Raw genomic sequence first — 18,003 nt, 5'->3', positions numbered from 1 at the left:
TACCCACCCCGAGATCCAGGATTTCTGACCAGGATTATTTTTCAGAAAGATTTGACTCCCGGATTATCATACATGACATACCGTAAAAAGCGGGAGCAGCTTCCAAGGTTCATCTTTACAACTAAATTAATGGTATGTAAGAATAATAATAAATAGTCTGAAGAGGAGGATTTTTATGAAAATTTATAAGTTGACTGCTTTTGATGCAACAGGAGAAAAACTTCTGGATGAAACTCTGCAGGCTGCCGGCGATGAGGAGGCAAAAGCTCAAGGCACCCAGCTCCTGCAGGAAAAAGGACTTCTCGATCAAACACACCGCTGTACCTCTCCTGCGGGTAAGCTTGTGCTGTTTCACCGTTAAGATACACGGTTGTGACGTATGCTTTGCCTGCTGCTAAATCAGCGCGGATAAAATGAAAGAGGATGCGAAGGTACACATAAAAAAATCCGATGTGCCGGATGGCCATCGGATTTGGGTTTACCTGCCTATGAAAACGGGCTTCCTTTTTTGTATGAATGCTTCTATGCCTTCCTGATGGTCCTTTGTACGCCGCATCTTCAGCTGGCCGTATTTCTCCAGCTCCAGCATTTTAAGGAGATAAGGACGGTTATTTTCTGCAAGTATTTTTTTGGTCTTGATCATCGCTGCGGTAGGCTTTTGACGCCATTCGCCAATCTTGCGGTCAACTGCTTCCTCGAGATTTTCCGCGGTTTCATGAATGAGCCTTTTAGCAGCGGCTTCATCTGCCGTTAAAACTCTTCCTTCCCAAATCAATTCCTTTGCATGTACTTCACCGATCCGGCGCTCAAGGAAGAAGTGGCCTCCTCCATCCGGGATCAGTCCAATTCCTATAAAATTCATGGCGATCTTACTGTTTGTGTCGGCAATAATATAGTCACATGCCAGCGCAATGCTCAGTCCCAGTCCAGCTGCAGCTCCATGGATCGCGCATAATGTTAATTTCGGAATACAATATAAGGTTACGGCAAGCTCGCTTATGCATTCCATCATTGCAAAAAAGTCTTCTTCACCTGTTAGTTCAAGCATGGCTTTTATATCACCGCCTGAACAGAACCCTCTGCCGCTTCCCTTTAATACAACCATATCCACTTTCTCATCTACCGTAATGTCCTTCAGGCAGGCAAGAAGCTCTTTTAATAAATCTAAATTTAAGGCGTTTAAAGAATCGGGCCGGTTCAGCTCGATTACTGCCAGTCTCCCTGAATAAGAAACTGTCACTAATTCCTGCTTTGATACTGTATCCGCTTCCAAAATTGAAGCCTCCTTTATGCATTTATATCTCAATTATACACCTCATTCTTCGATTCAATGAAAGTATTCCAAAAAGTTAAGAAATTTGTCATATTTTAAAAATTCGCAAACTTACTGCTTTGGAGAGGAATCGAGGAGTCTCCACCTTCCGCTTCAATCACCTGTTTTTATAATGGAATCATCCTAGAAAGCAGCATTTTTTTAGAAAAAAGCCAAAAAAAGACTATAGACAAACCCGATTCCTGCCGGGCATGTCTAAAAGTCTGAAAGGCTCTGACGTTTTTTAAATGAGTGTGTTAGTAATAGAGAAGGTTTCTTCCAATAATCTGATCTTGTCCGCTGTATATTTTTCAAAGCTGTCGTTATAGGACTTCGGGTCTTTTGGATTGGCAAACTGCGTGATCTTCCCCGTTTCAGGGTGGATGAACTTACTCGCCGCCCCGCAGCCGATCCCGATGATGGTCTGCATTTCTTCCATGATCATGATATTATAGATGCTTTCCTGGCCAGGCATGGAATAGCCGACATTCTCGAGGTTTCCGAGGATATTTTTCTGCCTGTACAGATAATAAGGAGTATAGCCGTGGGAGGCTGTCCAATTCTCTGCCATCTTCATCATTTCCTCTGCTTCTGTCCGTCCGGCCACCTGATATTTTTGCTTATTGCGGGTCATCTCCGAAGCACGCTTAAAGGATAGCGTATGGACGGTAAGAGACTCCGGCATCAGCTTTTCTGTCTCATCGAGTGTATATTGGAATTCCTTGGTTCCTTCTCCGGGAAGCCCTATGATGAGGTCCATGTTGATGTTTTTCATTTCCATTTCTCTGGCCAGCTTGAATTTTTCAATGGTTTCTTCTACCGTATGATGCCTGCCGATGGCTTTCAATGTCTGCGGGATATAAGATTGAGGATTGATACTGATCCGATCGATATTCCATTTAGTAAGGACTTCCAGCTTTTCTGGTGTAATCGTATCTGGCCGTCCGGCTTCAACCGTAATTTCCCTGATATTTTTCACATCAGGAAAAGACTCGTACATTTCCTCATAAAGCATATCCATTTCTTCCGCTGTTATGCTCGTTGGAGTCCCTCCACCGAAGTATACAGTAGTGATGCGGATCCCATTTTCCTTCAGCCATTTTCCCATTGCCTTCATTTCATAATGGAGGCCGCCCAAAAAGGAATCCACAGACCCCTGGCGTCCGTTGATGGCATATGCCGGGAATGTGCAGTACGCGCATTTCGTAGGACAGAATGGGATGCCGATATAAATGCTGACCTCTTTTCCAAGACTGTATAAATCCGGCACGGCCTTCAGCTGAGTATCCACAATTTTCTGCATCAGCTGGATCTTTTCTGGAGAGATGAAATATTGGTCCTGCAGAAACTTGTGCATCTCTTCGATGCCGCCTCCTTCTCTCATTTTCTTATGAAGGAGCTTTGTCGGCCGGATTCCAGTCAGGATCCCCCATTTCTGGATGATCCCCTCCTCTTCCTGGAGCACTTGGAGATAGGCTTTTGATACAGCTTCTTTAATCTGTTTGTGGAGTTCATTTTCCGGTAGAGCTTCCTGCTCAATAAAGGAGGTCCACTGCCTGCTCTCTTCCAGGCTGGTCAGGACAGCTTCAGCAGATATAACATCGTCTGTCTTGATGGTAAAATCAACTGTAAAGCGGTCCTCCTCCCTTGCAGTAAAAGAAAGGGAAGATTCTTCAAAAAATAAATTCGTGATATTGGTAAGCGGCCTGATCAGCCTTTCATCTTCAATACCTTTTATATGAATTTGCACATTAATCACCTGATCTATAGGAATTGCCCAGGGTATTCTTCTGCACATGTTTTCATAAGAGAAAAAACCCCTGCCAAAGGCTGTAATAAGTGTACATAAATGCATTTTCCAGGTCAACCTCCAGGTGGATTTTGACCATGATTCCCCTTTCTGCCAAAAGAAAAATCGAAGGCTGCCTCCATCTCTGATCCTCCGGGCAGTACAGTTCCGGGAGATCACAGTGATATGGCAGCCTTTTCGCTTATTTTTATATAAGTCATTTTTTCAGCATAATCTTGCTTGTTTCTGCTGCCGGTTCAATATTCTGCTGTTTCCGGAAAACTTCTTTCAGCGTATAGGCAACACCCAGCTGGTCATTGGTCCTCGTAGCCCATGCTGCGGCTTCCTTCACTTTTGCCGGCGCATTCCCCATTGCCACTCCAAGGCCGGCCCGTTCAATCATTTCGATGTCATCCTCTGCGTCCCCAATGACTGCTATTTCATTCTTCCTGATCCCAAGGTATTCCGCAAGATAGGCAATGCCATTCCATTTCGAAATTCCTGCTGGGACCACTGAAAATTTGTTTTCCTGAATTTTGACAGTATCCACTTCATGATACATGCCTTCAATCGCTGCCATCAAGTCCTCGGCCACCTTGGCTCTGTCACAGACCACATCGATTTTAGGAGGGGCTGCCGGGTGGGATTCAAGGGTTTCGCTTAATACATCTACATATTGATGTGAATAAAAATAAGGCTCGTTTTTAGAAAAGGTCGAACGGCCAATTAAATTTTCAGGCAGGTTCACCCTGTTTCCGACCATATATTTCTCGTGATACAGCCTGATTTGACTGGAAGAAGCTTCAAGCATTTTAACAAGCTCCAAGGTAACTTCCTCGGATATTCTTTTAAGAAGGATTGGTTTATCCGGCGTTCCTACATAAGCTCCCTGATGGGCCACGAGCAGCGGCTTAACCTTCAATCCTTTAGCCACCTTTTTAGCCGAAGCAAAGTTCCGGGATGTGACTAACGTTACATAGACACCCTTCTGATGTACATATTCCACTGCCTCCCTGGTCACCTTATGAAGGCGTCCATTAGAATGAAGCAGTGTTCCATCTATGTTAACGGCTAACATGCGATACACCATGATGATCTCCCCCATCTGTTGTGTCTAATAAATTTTTATGAAGAAATTCCTTGCGGTAGAACTTCCTCCTGTATCCCGGGGAAGGTTTTCTGCATTCATCCAGATTGATGGAGAGGAAGGCGGATCTTGAACGAAGCTTCCTTTTGTAAAAAAACAGGTTGATTGGAGCGGAAGGTGCGAGGCTCCTGATCCAGCTCCAAGGCTTTAGCCCCTCTAGTCATAAGCCAATCCGTCTATGGGAAGAAAAACACTCCCCACAGCCGGCTCGTCTTATGCTTGCACTAAAGCATAAGTGCGACTAAGCTTCTGTCTTCTTTATCGGGTCTCTGCCTGCCAAGAGGTTCACTGCTTATTTTAATATAGATGAACATTGAGCCCTTAATATTGTCATATTTAGCAGGCACCGCTTTCCGCTTTTCTATGCGGGATTAGGGGGACAGGTGAGACCCCGCAGGCGCAGGCTTGAGGAGGCTCACCGCCCGCCCCGCGGAAAGCGAGCATCCTGGAGAGGAAATCAACCACCTTGTTCCAAGCCACAAAGTTTGCGAAAACAGCCAAAAAATAAAAACCCTCAGGAAAATTCCTGAGAGCTTTCATTATCCCTGCTGAGGGCTGCCGTATATTTCATCAAGCGGTTTTAATACAATCTTATTCAGTTCTGCGATGATCATGCTCATCCGCTGCTCCGCTTCCATCAAACCCGAAATTTTTGGGTTCTGCTGGACAAGGGCGACTGTTTTTTGAGCCTGCTGGATTTCATCCGGGGAAATATCCTGGCCCATCATCTGCTTCTGCTGGATGGTCATCTGTACCTGACGGAAATTTTCAAACATGCCTTTCGCAGCCGGATCGGCATTCACTTCTGCAAAACGCCTCTTTAATTCGTTATATTCTGCGCTCTGGCGGATCGTCCTCTCTAACTCATAAGCAGCATCGTATAAATTACTCATTTATAATCCTCCTTCGTCTTCCTAAAACAGCTCATACCTGAATATACTCCAAGCGGTTATATTCTATTATCACTTTTTTATATTGGCAAAGTTCCAATCCTAAATAAGGTATCATGAGGCGTTCATGATTTGCAAATTTATATCCTGCTCCTTCTTGGGAGCAATGGACTGCCAGGGAAGAAATGGATTATACTTAAGCAGGAGGGATCGACATGATAACACATTTTACGCACGAGCGATTATTCAGCAATTCCCAGCTCCCCGGCTGGAAGATTTCCTTTTATTATAAACAGAAATTGTATACAGGAATGTATCATGCGAGCGGAGAGATTGAATGGCTGACCGAGCCGCCTCATCCAGAGAAAAAGGCCAATATTGAAAGCTATATCCACGAGCTCATGCTCTATCATGTATATGAATAAAATGAAAAGGGGCTGAAAAAAGAATGCTAGACAAACTTAAACAGACATTTCAGGGTTCTTTTATACACAGCCCTGAACAGCCACCATCCTCTGACAACCTTTATATCCAAACCGAGGGCAAGATTCTCGGAATCCCAAAAGACATCATCTCAGAAAAAGAAGCCGCTCTCCTGACAGCTCTATTTCCCCTGGATCCTAAACCTGAGCAAAACTTTGGCTCTCTTTCGGAAAAAGATCAATGGAGAAAATTCCTCACTTCCCCTGAAGGCCAGGAACAGCTGCCGCTGACTTCCTGGACATATGTCCGGTTTGCTTTCTTCTCTATCCAGGGAGGCAATCCGGCGCGCAGGGAGGCCGAGGAAGCGTTTTGGACTCTTTTCCAAAGGACGTCTATCGTACTCTGGAATTCAAACACTGAGGGTGTGCTCATTGAGCCGCTGTCTGCCGAGCATTTAAAAAAGAATGAAATGGAACCGGTGCTCTCGGCAATCGAAAGTGACTTTTTCATCCGATTGAAGCTGTTTATTTCTTCTTTTTATGAAATCGATAACTGCCTGCCGGAGGCCTATGCCTTCATGAACCATTGCAGGGCAATTGGAGAACGGTATTCACCCTCCCATAAGCTTCAGACCGTCTCAAGCGTCTTTCCATTCTTGATGTCCACCGGTCTTGATGATGCATCCCTTTCACGGCTGGCTGAACATCTGCTTGGAGAAACCCTTAAAGATGAAGAACTGATCTCCACGATTAAAACCTATATCGAGTGCAGCTCAAATGCGAGCCTGGCCGCGAAGAAACTATTTATGCACAGAAACAGCCTTCAATACAGGATTGATAAATTCATAGAAAAAACAGGACTGGATATCAGGACATTTGAGGATGCTCTCACTGTGTATCTGCTGATTGCCGTCTCTTTATCCAGGATTAGCCGTTAGACAGAGCCCCATCTTGCTTAAAATCAACTTTTATTTCAAACTGGGCACCCTGCATAAAGAGTGACTGTTCTTTTTGTGCAGAGTGGACATATTCCAGCAGCCGCTTTTTCCGTACAATGTAAGTAATTAAGGAATACATAATACAGGGGGAACTGAACATGGCTGAATTAAAACTCGATCATATTTACAAAATTTATGACAATAAAGTGACAGCAGTATCCGATTTCAATCTTCACATCCAGGATAAAGAATTTATCGTATTCGTTGGTCCTTCAGGCTGCGGTAAATCTACGACTCTTCGAATGATCGCCGGCCTTGAAGAAATTTCAAAAGGCGAATTCTATATCGATGGAAGACTTGTAAACGATGTTCCTCCAAAAGACCGCGACATCGCAATGGTTTTCCAAAACTATGCATTGTATCCTCACATGTCTGTGTATGATAATATGGCTTTCGGCTTAAAGCTGAGAAAGATGCCAAAAGACGAAATTGACCGCCGTGTAAAAGATGCTTCCAGAATCCTTGGCCTTGATGCTTACCTGGACCGCAAGCCTAAAGCTCTTTCAGGCGGACAGCGCCAGCGTGTTGCTCTCGGAAGGGCAATCGTACGTGACGCAAAGGTATTCTTGATGGATGAGCCTTTATCAAACCTTGACGCCAAGCTTCGTGTACAGATGCGTGCCGAAATCGCCAAGCTTCACAAAAGACTGGAAACCACTACGATTTACGTAACACATGACCAGACGGAAGCTATGACAATGGCTACCAGGCTCGTAGTCATGAAGGATGGTCTGATCCAGCAGGTAGGTTCTCCAAAAGAAGTATACGAAAATCCTGAAAACGTATTTGTTGGAGGATTTATCGGATCACCTGCCATGAACTTCCTGAACGGAACTCTTAAGGACGGAAAATTCCTGATTGGAGATCTTGCCATCCGTGTTCCTGAAGGAAAATATAAGACTCTTCGTGAACAAGGTTATGAAGGGAAGGAAATCATCCTTGGAATCCGCCCTGAAGATCTTCATGATGAGCCTGTATTCATCGAGTCTTCAAGTGATACAGTAATCTCTGCACACATCGAAGTGGCCGAGCTTATGGGTGCTGAATTCATGCTGTATTCTCAAATTGGAGGCCAGGATTTCGTTGCCCGTGTGGATGCCCGTACAATCGTAAAAGCAGGAGACAGACTTGAACTTGCTCTTGATATGAACAAGGTTCACTTCTTTGATAAGGATTCTGAATCACGGATCCGTCCTGAGCGCCAGCCGGTTACGGTTTAATTTAAAAGCAAAGAGCCGATCGATGGATCGGCTCTTTTTTCATGGGTTCGGCTATTCTTGAACAAAGACCACCTGATCATGGCCGCATTCCGGACAAGACACAAGATGGGGACAGATATCATCCTCCGCTGTGCGGGGAAACCCGTCGCCGAGCTTGACCGTTTCTTCATCGTTATAATGTCCATAAGGATCCAGAAAATCAGATACTTTTCCCGAATCCTCCATAATCGTTCCGCAAACCGTGCATATCTTTTCCAGCTTTTCAAATCCGTTGCAATAAGGGCACATCGCCATCGTGCTTCCTCCCCCCTCCGCCGCTTTTTTACATATCCCTGTATAGTATGGCCCTATGCGTGCGGAATTATAGAGAGATCCGTATATATTCAGATGCAGGGAGAATACTAGGTACTGCTTCCATCATTGGGCTTAGCCGAGATTGGCGGCAGGAAAACCCACTTTTTCTGCAGAGCTGGTTTAAATCCAGCAAGCCCAGCCCTATTTTTTGGATACCATCTTTTCAGGGTTCACCCATTCATCGAACTGTTCCTCTGTTACATACTTCAGATGCAGCGCCGCCTCTTTCAGCGTCAAATTCTCTTTATACGCATATTTTGCAATTTCAGCAGCCTTTTCATAGCCGATATAAGGATTGAGGGCTGTCACCAGCATTAATGAACGCTGTACATTCTCTTTGATTTTCTCCTGATTGGCTTCCAGTCCTTCCATACAGTTGTCGTGGAAGGATTTTATTCCATCTGCCAGCAGCTGCACCGATTGAAGGAAATTATAAATGATGACCGGCTTGAATACATTCAGTTCAAAGTTTCCCTGGCTTGCTGCAAAAGAGATCGTAGCATCATTCCCGAATATCTGAACGGCAATCATTGTAACAGCTTCACTTTGGGTCGGGTTTACTTTTCCCGGCATAATGGAGCTTCCCGGTTCGTTGGCAGGAATCACCAGTTCCCCGATTCCTGTGCGGGGACCGCTTGCCAGCCAGCGTACATCATTGGCAATCTTCATCATGTCTGCCGCAAGTGCTTTCAAGGCACCGTGGGCATGAGCCAGCTCATCATGGCTTGTTAACGCATGGAAGGTGTTTGTGCTTGCCTGGAAAGGATAGCCCGTTTCCTCTGCAATAAATGCTGCCGTCTTACTGCCAAAATCCGGATGGGCGTTTATTCCTGTCCCTACTGCGGTTCCTCCAATGGCTAGATTTAAAAGATGACGGCTGCTTTCCTGAATCATGAGTTTGCACCTTTCAAGCATGGCTCTCCATCCACTTATTTCCTGGCCGAGTGTCAAAGGGGTCGCATCCTGCAGATGGGTCCTTCCTATTTTCAGCAGGTTTTCATATTCCCTCTCCTTTGCTTTAAGGGTTTCTGTAAGAGTATCAACCTGGGGAATCAGGTTTTTCTGTACAGCAAGGTATGCAGCGATATGCATGGCGGTAGGAAACGAATCATTAGAGCTTTGGGACATATTCACATCATCATTCGGATGTACCTTTTCCCCGCTTCCCTCCTGCTCCAGCAGGGCATTGGCCCGATTTGCCACCACTTCATTTACATTCATATTGCTCTGTGTGCCGCTCCCTGTCTGCCAGACAGAAAGAGGAAAATGATCATCATACTTTCCCTGCATAATATCATTGCATACGGTTTCAATGGCATCCTTTTTTTCCTCGCTCAAGGTTCCCAGCGAATGGTTTACATTGGCAGCTGCCTTCTTCAAACCCGCAAATGCGTGAATCAGGGCAAGAGGCATTTTCTCCTGGCCGATTTTAAAATTATTCCGGCTCCTCTCCGTCTGCGCTGCCCAAAATTTATCCGCCGGCACCTTCACTTCTCCCATTGTATCCCGCTCAATCCGATATTCCATCTTTCTTCCCCTCCTAATTTAAATCATTATTCTTTTCCCTTATATAGCTGTTATAACTCAAAATTTAGCGAACATTCCAGAAATTCAGCTTGGGAAATGCAGCCTGCCCCCCCCCTTTCCCGGTTATTCCCCGCCCGAACAGGCATACTAAGTACTTGCACAGATCATATATAAAGGAGAAATTCAGCATGAGCCTTCTGGAATTGCTGATCAGGATACCTATTTCTTTTTTAGTCATCCTTTGCCTTGTGAGGCTTTTAGGCAGGCAGGAAATATCTCAAATGAATTTTTTTAATTTTGTTTCAGCTATCACGATGGGCGCAATTTCGGCAAATCTTGTTTTCAACAAGCATCTTCCTGTCATTCATGGAATCATTGCCCTGGCTGGCTGGTCCATCTTTACATTTGGCATGGAGTTTGCCGATATCAAATCCAAACGGGCCCGCCAATTGATTGAAGGAGAGCCTGTTATCCTGATCAAGGGTGGAAAGATCATGGAACATGCTTTGAATAAAACAAGGCTTGACGTTAATGCTCTGAATGCTCTCTTAAGGGAAAAAGGGATATTTTCATTGGAGGAAGTAAATTTCGCTGTATTCGAAACGGATGGAAATCTGTCAGTCTTAAAGAAGGAAAAGCCAAAAAGAATTCATTCCTCCCTGACTGCCCCTGCCACAGAGGTCATATCAAATGGTGAGATAAATAAAACGAATGTAGGAAAGCTCAATCTTAGCAGCGAGGGGTTTCACCAGATTCTAATCAGAAATGGAGTCAGAAGGCTGTCAGAGGTATTTTATGCTGAAATAGATGAGAGAGGGCGGCTTTATGTGGACTATATGAATGACCAAGAGGCACCCGCCGGGAAGAAGAAATAGCAGCATGGCATAAACAAAAAACTGTAGACAAACTCTCATCTTACGGAGTTTGTCTACAGCTGGAACGTCCTATCCTGCTTTATTAATTTTCTTCCCCTGCTGAAGCTCATACATTTGATAGTATTTTCCCTTAAGCTTCATCAGTTCGTCATGGCTTCCTTTTTCCGCAATCTCTCCTTTTTCAAGAACGAGGATTTGGTCGGCATTTTTTATCGTGGACAGCCTGTGGGCGATAATGAAGGTTGTTCGTCCTTTTTTCAGGACCTCCATCGCTTCCTGGATGATCGCTTCTGTTTCGGTATCAATGCTTGAGGTAGCTTCATCCAATATGAGGATGGCAGGATCGAAAGCTAATGCTCTTGCAAACGATATGAGCTGCCGCTGCCCGGAGGAAAGAGTGCTTCCTTTTTCGATTACAGGCGTGTGAATGCCTTCTTCCAGATGGGTAAGCACCTTGTCTGCTCCTACACTTTTCAGTGCCGCTTCAATCTTTTCCTCCGGAATGCCGGGCTCATTAAGGCTTACATTGGAAGCGATTGTTCCTGTAAAGAGGTATGGATCCTGCAGTACAATGCCCATATGCTCCCTAAGGGACTGATAAGGAATTTCGCTGATATCCTTCCCGTCGATTTTGATGCTGCCCCTTCCTGCATCATAAAATCTGAACAAAAGATTCATGATTGAGCTTTTCCCGGATCCGGTATGGCCGACAAGGGCAACTGTTTCCCCCTGCTTCGCCTCAAAACTGATATTTTTTAACACCGGCTCTCCTTCTTTATATCCGAAGGTGACATTTTCGAATTGCACATTTCCTTTATAACGTGCAATCTTATTGTCACTTACCAGTGTTCCCTTTTCATCAAGAAGTTCGAACACCCGATCTCCTGCGACAAGTGCCTGTTCCAGATTGGCAAATTGGTTTACAATGCCCGAAATGGGGTGGAAAAGACGGTTAATATAATCTACCAGAGCATAAAGCATTCCCAGGGAAATTAATGAGCCCGCAGTCAGGGATTCCTTGCCGAAGAACCAGATGAAGGCAACAAACGTACAGTTTCTTAAGATATTCACAAGATTATGTCCTGTAAATGAATTTAAGCTCAGCATTTTATTTTGATAGTCGAAATGTTCGTTATTCAGCTTTTCAAAGGAGGCTGAGGTCTCCCCTTCCCTATTAAACGCCTGAATCACGTTCATTCCCTGAATGGATTCATTAATCGTGGCATTAATATCGCTGACCCGTGACCGGATGACATGATTATATTTGGACGCATATTTCCTGTACACAATCGTCCATACAAACATGATCGGAATAAGAAGCAGGCAAAGCAGGGACAGCTTAGGTGATAAAATAAAAACCGCAATGAAAATCCCAATAATATTGATAATGCTTGAGAAGAAGTTGGCCAAAACAGTTACATACAGCTCCCTGATGGCCTCCGTATCATTGGTGATTCTGGATACGACCTTTCCGGCCGGCAGATTATCAAAATACGAAATGTGAAGAGTCTGTATATGAGAAAACAAATCATTTCTCATCTTTTGAATGATTCGATTTGCCGCCTTCTGGAGTTGATATCTCTGCCCATACTGAAAGATTGCAGCAATGGCAAGCAGGGCGAAATAGAAGACTGCCAGCTTCAATATCCGTGATATTTCCGGTTTGTAAAACTTGAAGAGCTCATTCCTGGAAAGGGTGTCCGCCTTATATTGATGGGCTTCTGCTCCATTCTCCTTTACAGTAAGGACCCCGTTCTGAAGACTCCGTTTCCCATCCCTATTCACATCTCCATTTATAAACACAAATGAAGTTCCGATTTGAAGGATGGAAACTTTGTTCCCTTTCACTTCACCCTTTGTAAAATAAGTGCTCCTCTTATAGTAACGGCCTTTATACGGAACGGAATCTGCCCCTTTTTCCGTCTCGTTCCAGCTCTTCTCTATCCCCAGGATATGGGCATCGATGACCCTTTTTGCCACGAATGGGCCCGCCAGATCGGCCGTAACCGATATGGCCAGCATCAAGAGTGCGGCCAAAATGATTTTTTTATAAAGCGCTGCGTACTGATACAGCCGTTTTCCTGCCATTACACAGCCACCTCCGTTTCTTCCTCCACCTGCTGTCTACCGAATTGTTCCATGTACCAGCCCTTCTTTTCAAGGAGTTCCTCATGGCGGCCTTCCTCAATGATTTTCCCGTCATCCAGAACAACAATCCAATCTGCATGCTGTACTGCCGACAGCCGGTGGGTGGTTATGATAGTGGTTTTTCCGCTTCTGCCATTTCGGATATTATCAATGATGGTGGTTTCTGTTTTAGCATCCACGGCAGAAAGAGAGTCATCGAGAATCAGGATTTCAGGCTGTCTGATCAATGCCCTGGCAATCGATATCCGCTGCTTCTGTCCTCCCGAGAGGGCGACTCCTTTTTCACCGACAAGAGTATCCAGCCCCTGCGGCAGATTGGCAAGATCCTTATGGAAATCGGCAAACTGGATCGCATCCTGCAGCTCGGCTTCTCCTGCATCCGGATTCCCAAACAGAATGTTTTCCCTTATCGTACGTGAAAAGAGAAAATGATCCTGAGGTACATATCCGATCCAGCTCCGGACCTCTGCAATATCCAGTCTTTCAATAGGTGTACCCCCAACCTCGATCACGCCTGTTCCAAGAGGGTATTCCCTCAAAAGCTGTTTAACCAGGGTGGTCTTCCCGCTTCCGGTTTTGCCCACGATTCCGATTGTCTGCCCCTTCTCTATTCGCAGTGATATCTCTTCTAAATTCAGGTGTGACGAAGAGGGATAAGTGAAATTCACAGATTGAAAGGATATCCCGTCGGGAGCCTGAACAGTAAGGAGATTTTCACTGTTTTTCACATCCTCCTCATAAGAGAGGGTTTCCGTCACCCGATCAAGTGAGGCATTGCCGCGCTGCATGACGTTAATAAGCTCACCTATCGCAAACATTGGCCAAATCAGCATTCCTAAGTATACATTAAAGGAAACAAGCCCTCCCATTGTCAGCTGCTGATTAAAGATAAGATACGCACCATAGCTCAGGCCGATTAAATAACTCAATCCCACCAGAATCTTGATGGTTGGATCAAATAGTGAATCAATCTTGGCCACCTCTACGTTCTTGTGATACACATCCTCCGTCATATCAGAGAAGCGCTTTTCATCCTCACGCTCCTGCACATATGCCCGGATCACCCTCACCCCGGAAACAGACTCGAGTACATGATCATTCATTTCCCCAAAAGCGTCCTGTGCGGCTGTAAAACGTTTATGAATCCTTTTGCCATAGACGTTCATGATAATGGCCATCACCGGCAGCGGTATGATGGCGGCAAGTGTCAGCTTCCAATCTACGACGATGCACATGGTCGCAAGAATGGTTGCGGTATACAACAGGGAATCCGTAAGGGTAAGTATTCCGAACCCTGCTGTAACAGAAACGGCCTTAAGGTCATTTGTGGCCCTTGCCATTAAATCGCCAGTACGGTTTTTTTCAAAGAAAGGCGGTGTCATCTTCAGCAGATGATTCATCAGCTGCGACCTCATTCTTTTCTCAAGAATAAAAGCCCCGCCAAACAGCTGGTACATCCAGATATAAGATATTAAATAGATGGCTGCCGCAATCCCGGCAAGCATGAGCATATATTTGACAATGCCTGCATGAGTAAGGGTTTCTCCATGGATATCATCGATGGCAAGCCCTACCAGCCTTGGCGGCATTACTTCCATAACATTGACCACGCATAAAAGCGCTATGGCAATGGTGTATCTAAGCCAGTGCTTCTTAAAGAACCAGGCTAATTTCTTGTAAATTGACAGCATATTGTCATCCTCCAATTATTCATTTTTTTCAAGTCTGCTAACCGCTGTCTGGATCCCATGCTTCTAAAGTCAACCAGCTTCCTTTTCTCATCATTCATCCCTCCGGATTGTTTTATTGGAAAGAGCATTAGCCCGTATTCCTGTTTCTCTCTTTGCTTATTTTTCTGCAAGAGCCAAAGAAAAAAGACTCCACGCGCATGCGGGAGCCTTCTGCTTTAACGACAAAAAAGCGCACGCGCGGATTTCCCCGCAGCCTGCGCAGTCTTTTCCTCAAGAAAAATTCTTGATCAGAATCAACTGTATAGACGGGCTGCGTTATGTTCTGTTCGAGCTATTGCAGAAAATACTCTTACATCGGCCATGACACAGCCCTCCTTTTCACATTACTATCTACTTTGTGTACTTTACTATTAATGAAATATTTTGTCAATTTATTTCCCAAAATTTCCTTTTTACTTTGAATCATTCATAGATATGCAGCAGTGTTCCGGATTAGAATTCTTTTTTCAGCCTGCTGTTCTTACAGCTTCCTGCTGGCCGTTTTCATACTTGGGCAGCAGATAGGAATAAATGAGGGCAACAAGCATCAAGGCCCCTCCCACAATCCAAAACAATCCTTCAATGGAAAGAAAGGCAGGGAATGAAACCGAGATGACACCCAGCATAAGAGATTGTGCAAACATCATAAGAGGAGTGATCCACCCCTGCACCCGGCCCATCATCTTGGGATCGACAATTCGCGGCATCCATCCGCCAAGGGCAATATTGCAGAACGGCAGGCCAAGCCCCGCCGCAAACAATGCTGCAAAGAACCAGAAAATACTGTCCGTAAAGGAGGAAATCACCACGAAGAAGCCTGAGACAAATAGGCCCGCAACCAGAATGGTAAGCAATTTAAATTTCGCAGCGATCGATGAGGCAGCAAAGCTGCCGGCCATGACTCCGCTGCCAAACACGATTCCAAGGACAATCGAATACTCTTCATAATGATGGGGTGCCAATTTGTATTTCAGGATAAAGATCGGCATGACGGAAAACCCGCCGTTAACAAGTCCAAAAAAACAAAAGCCGCTCAGTAAGGATAACAATAGCTTATGATCCAGGATGTATTTCATCCCCTCTTTAAAATCCCTTGCGACCATCTTAAAATCAAGGTCCTTGATAGTATGAGAGCCATTTGGCGTTCTGACTGGAGCAGGAATTTTGCAGGAAGAAATCAAAAGTGCGCTTGCCAAGAAGCTTGCGGCATCCACTGCAAGAGCCCCATAGATCCCCAGATACCAGTAAAATAGGATGCCAAATCCATTCCCTACAAGCATGAATAGACTGGAAACCATCTGGTTCAGACCCGCAGCAGTCGTATAGTCATCCTTTGCCAAGACTCCCTGGAGGATGCCTGACTGGGCAGGCATAAAGAACTTCTGGACACCGCTCCTAAGGAATAGGACGGCAAAGACCAGTGCGATTACCTCTGTTTTAATAGCGGCAATCAGCAGCACAGTCAGGGCCAGACAAATCCAGTCACAGTTTTTGGCGATTTGCTGGCGGTCCATCCTGTCAGCCATCACACCGACAAAAAAGAAGACGGCTAATGTGGGCAGGGAATACATCAGTTCTGTGACAGAGGCGTAAAATGGATTATTCGCAAAGCGGTCCAAAAGAAAAAACATGAATGCTGTTACTCCAATAACACTTCCCATCTGAGAAGTGAAATTAGCGAAAAATAACTTCGTATAAAGCGGGTTTTTAAAAATCAGCCAAATTTTTTTCATATGCGCCTCTTTTCAAGAGAAACGGAAGTGGACGATCATCTGTAGGTTCTGCTCTTTATTTTATTCAAAAGTTCCTTTTACGATTGGAATACCGTTCCTCACCATCACCTGCCCCATGGCAATGACGGTGTCAATTCCTAGATGGCTCTTATCCAGAATAACCAGGTCGGCATCCCTGCCTTTTTCGATAATGCCTTTATCTTGCAGCTTCAAAATGCGTGCTGGATTTTCGGTGATTACGGACACAGCTGCTTCAATAGGGATATTTTCTTCTATTATGGCATCCCGGACTTCCTTAAATAAAGATGTACATTTTCCTATTTGCAGGCCGATAAACTCCCCATCTTCATTAAATTCCGGAAGGCTTGCCTGGCCATCTGAGGTAAAGGTAATTCTTGAAAGATCGACACCTTCATCCAGCATGATTCTAAATCCCTTTGAGCATTTCATTTCTCCTTCTTCCAGGAACTTAGGAATGGTGCTGGTCGTAAAATCTACAAAACCGCCTTTTTTCGCAAACCGGATGGCTTCTTCAAATAAATGCAGATTTCTATTAACATGTGTGGGGTAAAACTGGCGCAGCGGCAAATCGGTCGTTTCCACCACTTCTTCTATAAGCTTGAAATGATCATGGCTGTCACCAATGTGAATATTCACAATTCCCGCTTTATTAGAAAGCAGCCCGCCAAGCCTTGCCGCTGATGCTATTTTCGCCAGCTCTTCCACTGTCGGCTGGGATGAACGGTGATCGGATATCGCAATCTCTCCGGCACCGATTATCTTGTCTACAAGAATAATATCGTCCTCAATTTTTCCTGTGAGCGTTTTAACGGGAACCTGATAAGATCCTGTCTGAACATAGCAGGAAATTCCCTCTTCCTCGAGCGCTCTTGCCTTGGCGATCAGACTTGGCATGGTCCTCGTTGTACCGTCTGTGCCAATGACTCCCACAAGAGTTGTAATCCCCCCCAGCGTCGCATCCGTCAGCTGTATTTCAGGAGTTCTTGTCCTGTAACTTCCTTCACCGCCGCCGCCGATAATATGGACATGTGAATCAATAAACCCCGGCACTATGTATTTGCCATCTGCATCAATCACTTCAATCTCCCCTAATGTCTGGGGCGGTGTAATTTCATCTGCAATCCATGCAATCTTATTATGAGCAATCAGGAGATCCTTTCTCCCGAGAAATTTCGGGGCATAGATTTCCCCGTTTTTGATGATGGTAAGCATAATGTATGGCTCCTCCCCTAGATGGCGAAAAATGTCAGTTTAACATACTTCTGCACACATATTGGCATTTCCTGCCAGAATGTAAAATATTCGTTATGCTTATTATACAGTATAAAATATATCGATATAGCTCCTTTATCCAAGGTTTTATTCATTCACATCCGGGTAAATAACTACATAACAAGGATTCATTCTCATATAGAACGTTTCTTTATATTATTCGTTTAATAATAAAGGAGATCTAACAATGCCGGAAATTACTTCTGCAAATATCCATATATATGAAAAACTGCCCATGCGGAACATCCTTTCCCTTTTCCAGGCCATAAAAGCGTACAAAGGGAATGTATATCTTCACTGTGGCCACAGGACCATCGATGCAAAAAATCTTTCTAAGCTTGTATCCTTTCTTCTGACAATGAATAACTGTTCAGATGTAAAAATAATCATAGAAGGACAGCAGGTACAAAGCAAGCTGATGGAATTAAGCCGTTTATTCACTGACGAACAGCCGAGCAGGAAAAAATTCTTCCGGAATCCCTCTGAGACCATTCAGGTATAATGCTAGGGATTCAAGGAAATCTTAACTCATTGCGAACATTCCAAATTGAAAATGGGTGAAAAA

Annotated in this window: 16 protein-coding genes; 6 read left to right on the top strand and 10 right to left on the bottom strand. The window is 44.7% G+C overall.

The genetic code is table 11. The features are described from left to right. Positions 1-175: 175 nt before the first annotated feature. Complete coding sequence (locus H539_RS0105140; protein WP_026692642.1) at positions 176-361, top strand: YhzD family protein; 186 nt, start codon at positions 176-178, stop codon at positions 359-361. Between the two features lie 117 nt (positions 362-478). Here the strand turns inward: H539_RS0105140 and H539_RS0105135 are convergent, their stop codons facing one another. The 4 genes from H539_RS0105135 to H539_RS0105110 all read right to left on the bottom strand — a co-directional run bounded on the left by H539_RS0105135 (position 479) and on the right by H539_RS0105110 (position 5,141). After that, a complete protein-coding gene (locus tag H539_RS0105135; protein WP_026692641.1) occupies positions 479-1,273 on the bottom strand; it encodes an enoyl-CoA hydratase in 795 nt (264 codons plus the stop codon). Between the two features lie 283 nt (positions 1,274-1,556). Further along, the gene (locus H539_RS0105130) at positions 1,557-3,062 is read right to left on the bottom strand and encodes a coproporphyrinogen III oxidase (protein WP_026692640.1); all 1,506 of its coding nucleotides are present in this window, start codon (positions 3,060-3,062) and stop codon (positions 1,557-1,559) included. Between the two features lie 256 nt (positions 3,063-3,318). After that, a complete protein-coding gene (locus H539_RS0105125; protein ID WP_026692639.1) occupies positions 3,319-4,191 on the bottom strand; it encodes a Cof-type HAD-IIB family hydrolase in 873 nt (290 codons plus the stop codon). Positions 4,192-4,787: 596 nt separating this feature from the next. Further along, on the bottom strand, positions 4,788-5,141 hold the full coding sequence (locus tag H539_RS0105110) for a YlbF/YmcA family competence regulator (protein WP_026692637.1): 354 nt from the start codon (positions 5,139-5,141) through the stop codon (positions 4,788-4,790). Between the two features lie 212 nt (positions 5,142-5,353). Between H539_RS0105110 and H539_RS0105105 the strand changes: the two genes are divergently transcribed. The 3 genes from H539_RS0105105 (at position 5,354) to H539_RS0105095 (ending at position 7,778) form a co-directional block, all read left to right on the top strand. Next, positions 5,354-5,563 (top strand): DUF5342 family protein, encoded by a 210-nt coding sequence (locus H539_RS0105105; protein ID WP_026692636.1) that lies wholly within the window; start codon positions 5,354-5,356, stop codon positions 5,561-5,563. Between the two features lie 23 nt (positions 5,564-5,586). Then, positions 5,587-6,498 (top strand): PucR family transcriptional regulator, encoded by a 912-nt coding sequence (locus tag H539_RS0105100; protein WP_026692635.1) that lies wholly within the window; start codon positions 5,587-5,589, stop codon positions 6,496-6,498. 158 nt (positions 6,499-6,656) lie between these two features. Further along, on the top strand, positions 6,657-7,778 hold the full coding sequence (locus H539_RS0105095; RefSeq protein WP_026692634.1) for an ABC transporter ATP-binding protein: 1,122 nt from the start codon (positions 6,657-6,659) through the stop codon (positions 7,776-7,778). 51 nt (positions 7,779-7,829) lie between these two features. Here the strand turns inward: H539_RS0105095 and H539_RS0105090 are convergent, their stop codons facing one another. Then, entirely contained in the window at positions 7,830-8,072 is a 243-nt protein-coding gene (locus H539_RS0105090) for a hypothetical protein (protein ID WP_026692633.1), read from the bottom strand. A gap of 201 nt (positions 8,073-8,273) precedes the next feature. Further along, positions 8,274-9,659, bottom strand: coding sequence for a class II fumarate hydratase (fumC, locus tag H539_RS0105085; protein WP_026692632.1), 1,386 nt, complete (start codon positions 9,657-9,659; stop codon positions 8,274-8,276). Between the two features lie 188 nt (positions 9,660-9,847). On the opposite strand from fumC, the gene H539_RS27775 reads away from it, so the two are divergent. After that, the gene (locus tag H539_RS27775) at positions 9,848-10,534 is read left to right on the top strand and encodes a DUF421 domain-containing protein (protein ID WP_035321945.1); all 687 of its coding nucleotides are present in this window, start codon (positions 9,848-9,850) and stop codon (positions 10,532-10,534) included. 69 nt (positions 10,535-10,603) lie between these two features. Here the strand turns inward: H539_RS27775 and H539_RS0105075 are convergent, their stop codons facing one another. From H539_RS0105075 to iadA, 4 genes are all read right to left on the bottom strand, one after another. Continuing rightward, entirely contained in the window at positions 10,604-12,622 is a 2,019-nt protein-coding gene (locus tag H539_RS0105075; protein WP_026692631.1) for an ABC transporter ATP-binding protein, read from the bottom strand. Next, positions 12,622-14,373, bottom strand: a complete 1,752-nt coding sequence (locus tag H539_RS0105070) for an ABC transporter ATP-binding protein (RefSeq protein WP_026692630.1) — start codon at positions 14,371-14,373, stop codon at positions 12,622-12,624. Before H539_RS0105070 ends, H539_RS0105075 begins: the two co-directional genes overlap by 1 nt. Positions 14,374-14,879: 506 nt before the next feature. Further along, positions 14,880-16,145: an MFS transporter gene (locus H539_RS0105065; RefSeq protein ID WP_026692629.1), complete on the bottom strand. Its 1,266-nt coding sequence runs from the start codon at positions 16,143-16,145 to the stop codon at positions 14,880-14,882. A gap of 60 nt (positions 16,146-16,205) precedes the next feature. After that, positions 16,206-17,378: a beta-aspartyl-peptidase gene (gene iadA, locus H539_RS0105060; protein ID WP_026692628.1), complete on the bottom strand. Its 1,173-nt coding sequence runs from the start codon at positions 17,376-17,378 to the stop codon at positions 16,206-16,208. Positions 17,379-17,625: 247 nt separating this feature from the next. On the opposite strand from iadA, the gene H539_RS27770 reads away from it, so the two are divergent. Continuing rightward, complete coding sequence (locus tag H539_RS27770; RefSeq protein WP_051348440.1) at positions 17,626-17,940, top strand: hypothetical protein; 315 nt, start codon at positions 17,626-17,628, stop codon at positions 17,938-17,940. The last annotated feature ends 63 nt before the right edge of the window (positions 17,941-18,003 follow it).

This window comes from Peribacillus kribbensis DSM 17871 (assembly GCF_000430765.1).
GTDB classification, from domain to species: Bacteria; Bacillota; Bacilli; order Bacillales; family DSM-1321; genus Paraperibacillus; species Paraperibacillus kribbensis.
Note: the sequence above shows the minus strand (reverse complement) of the source record. Positions and strands in the feature narration are given on the sequence as shown.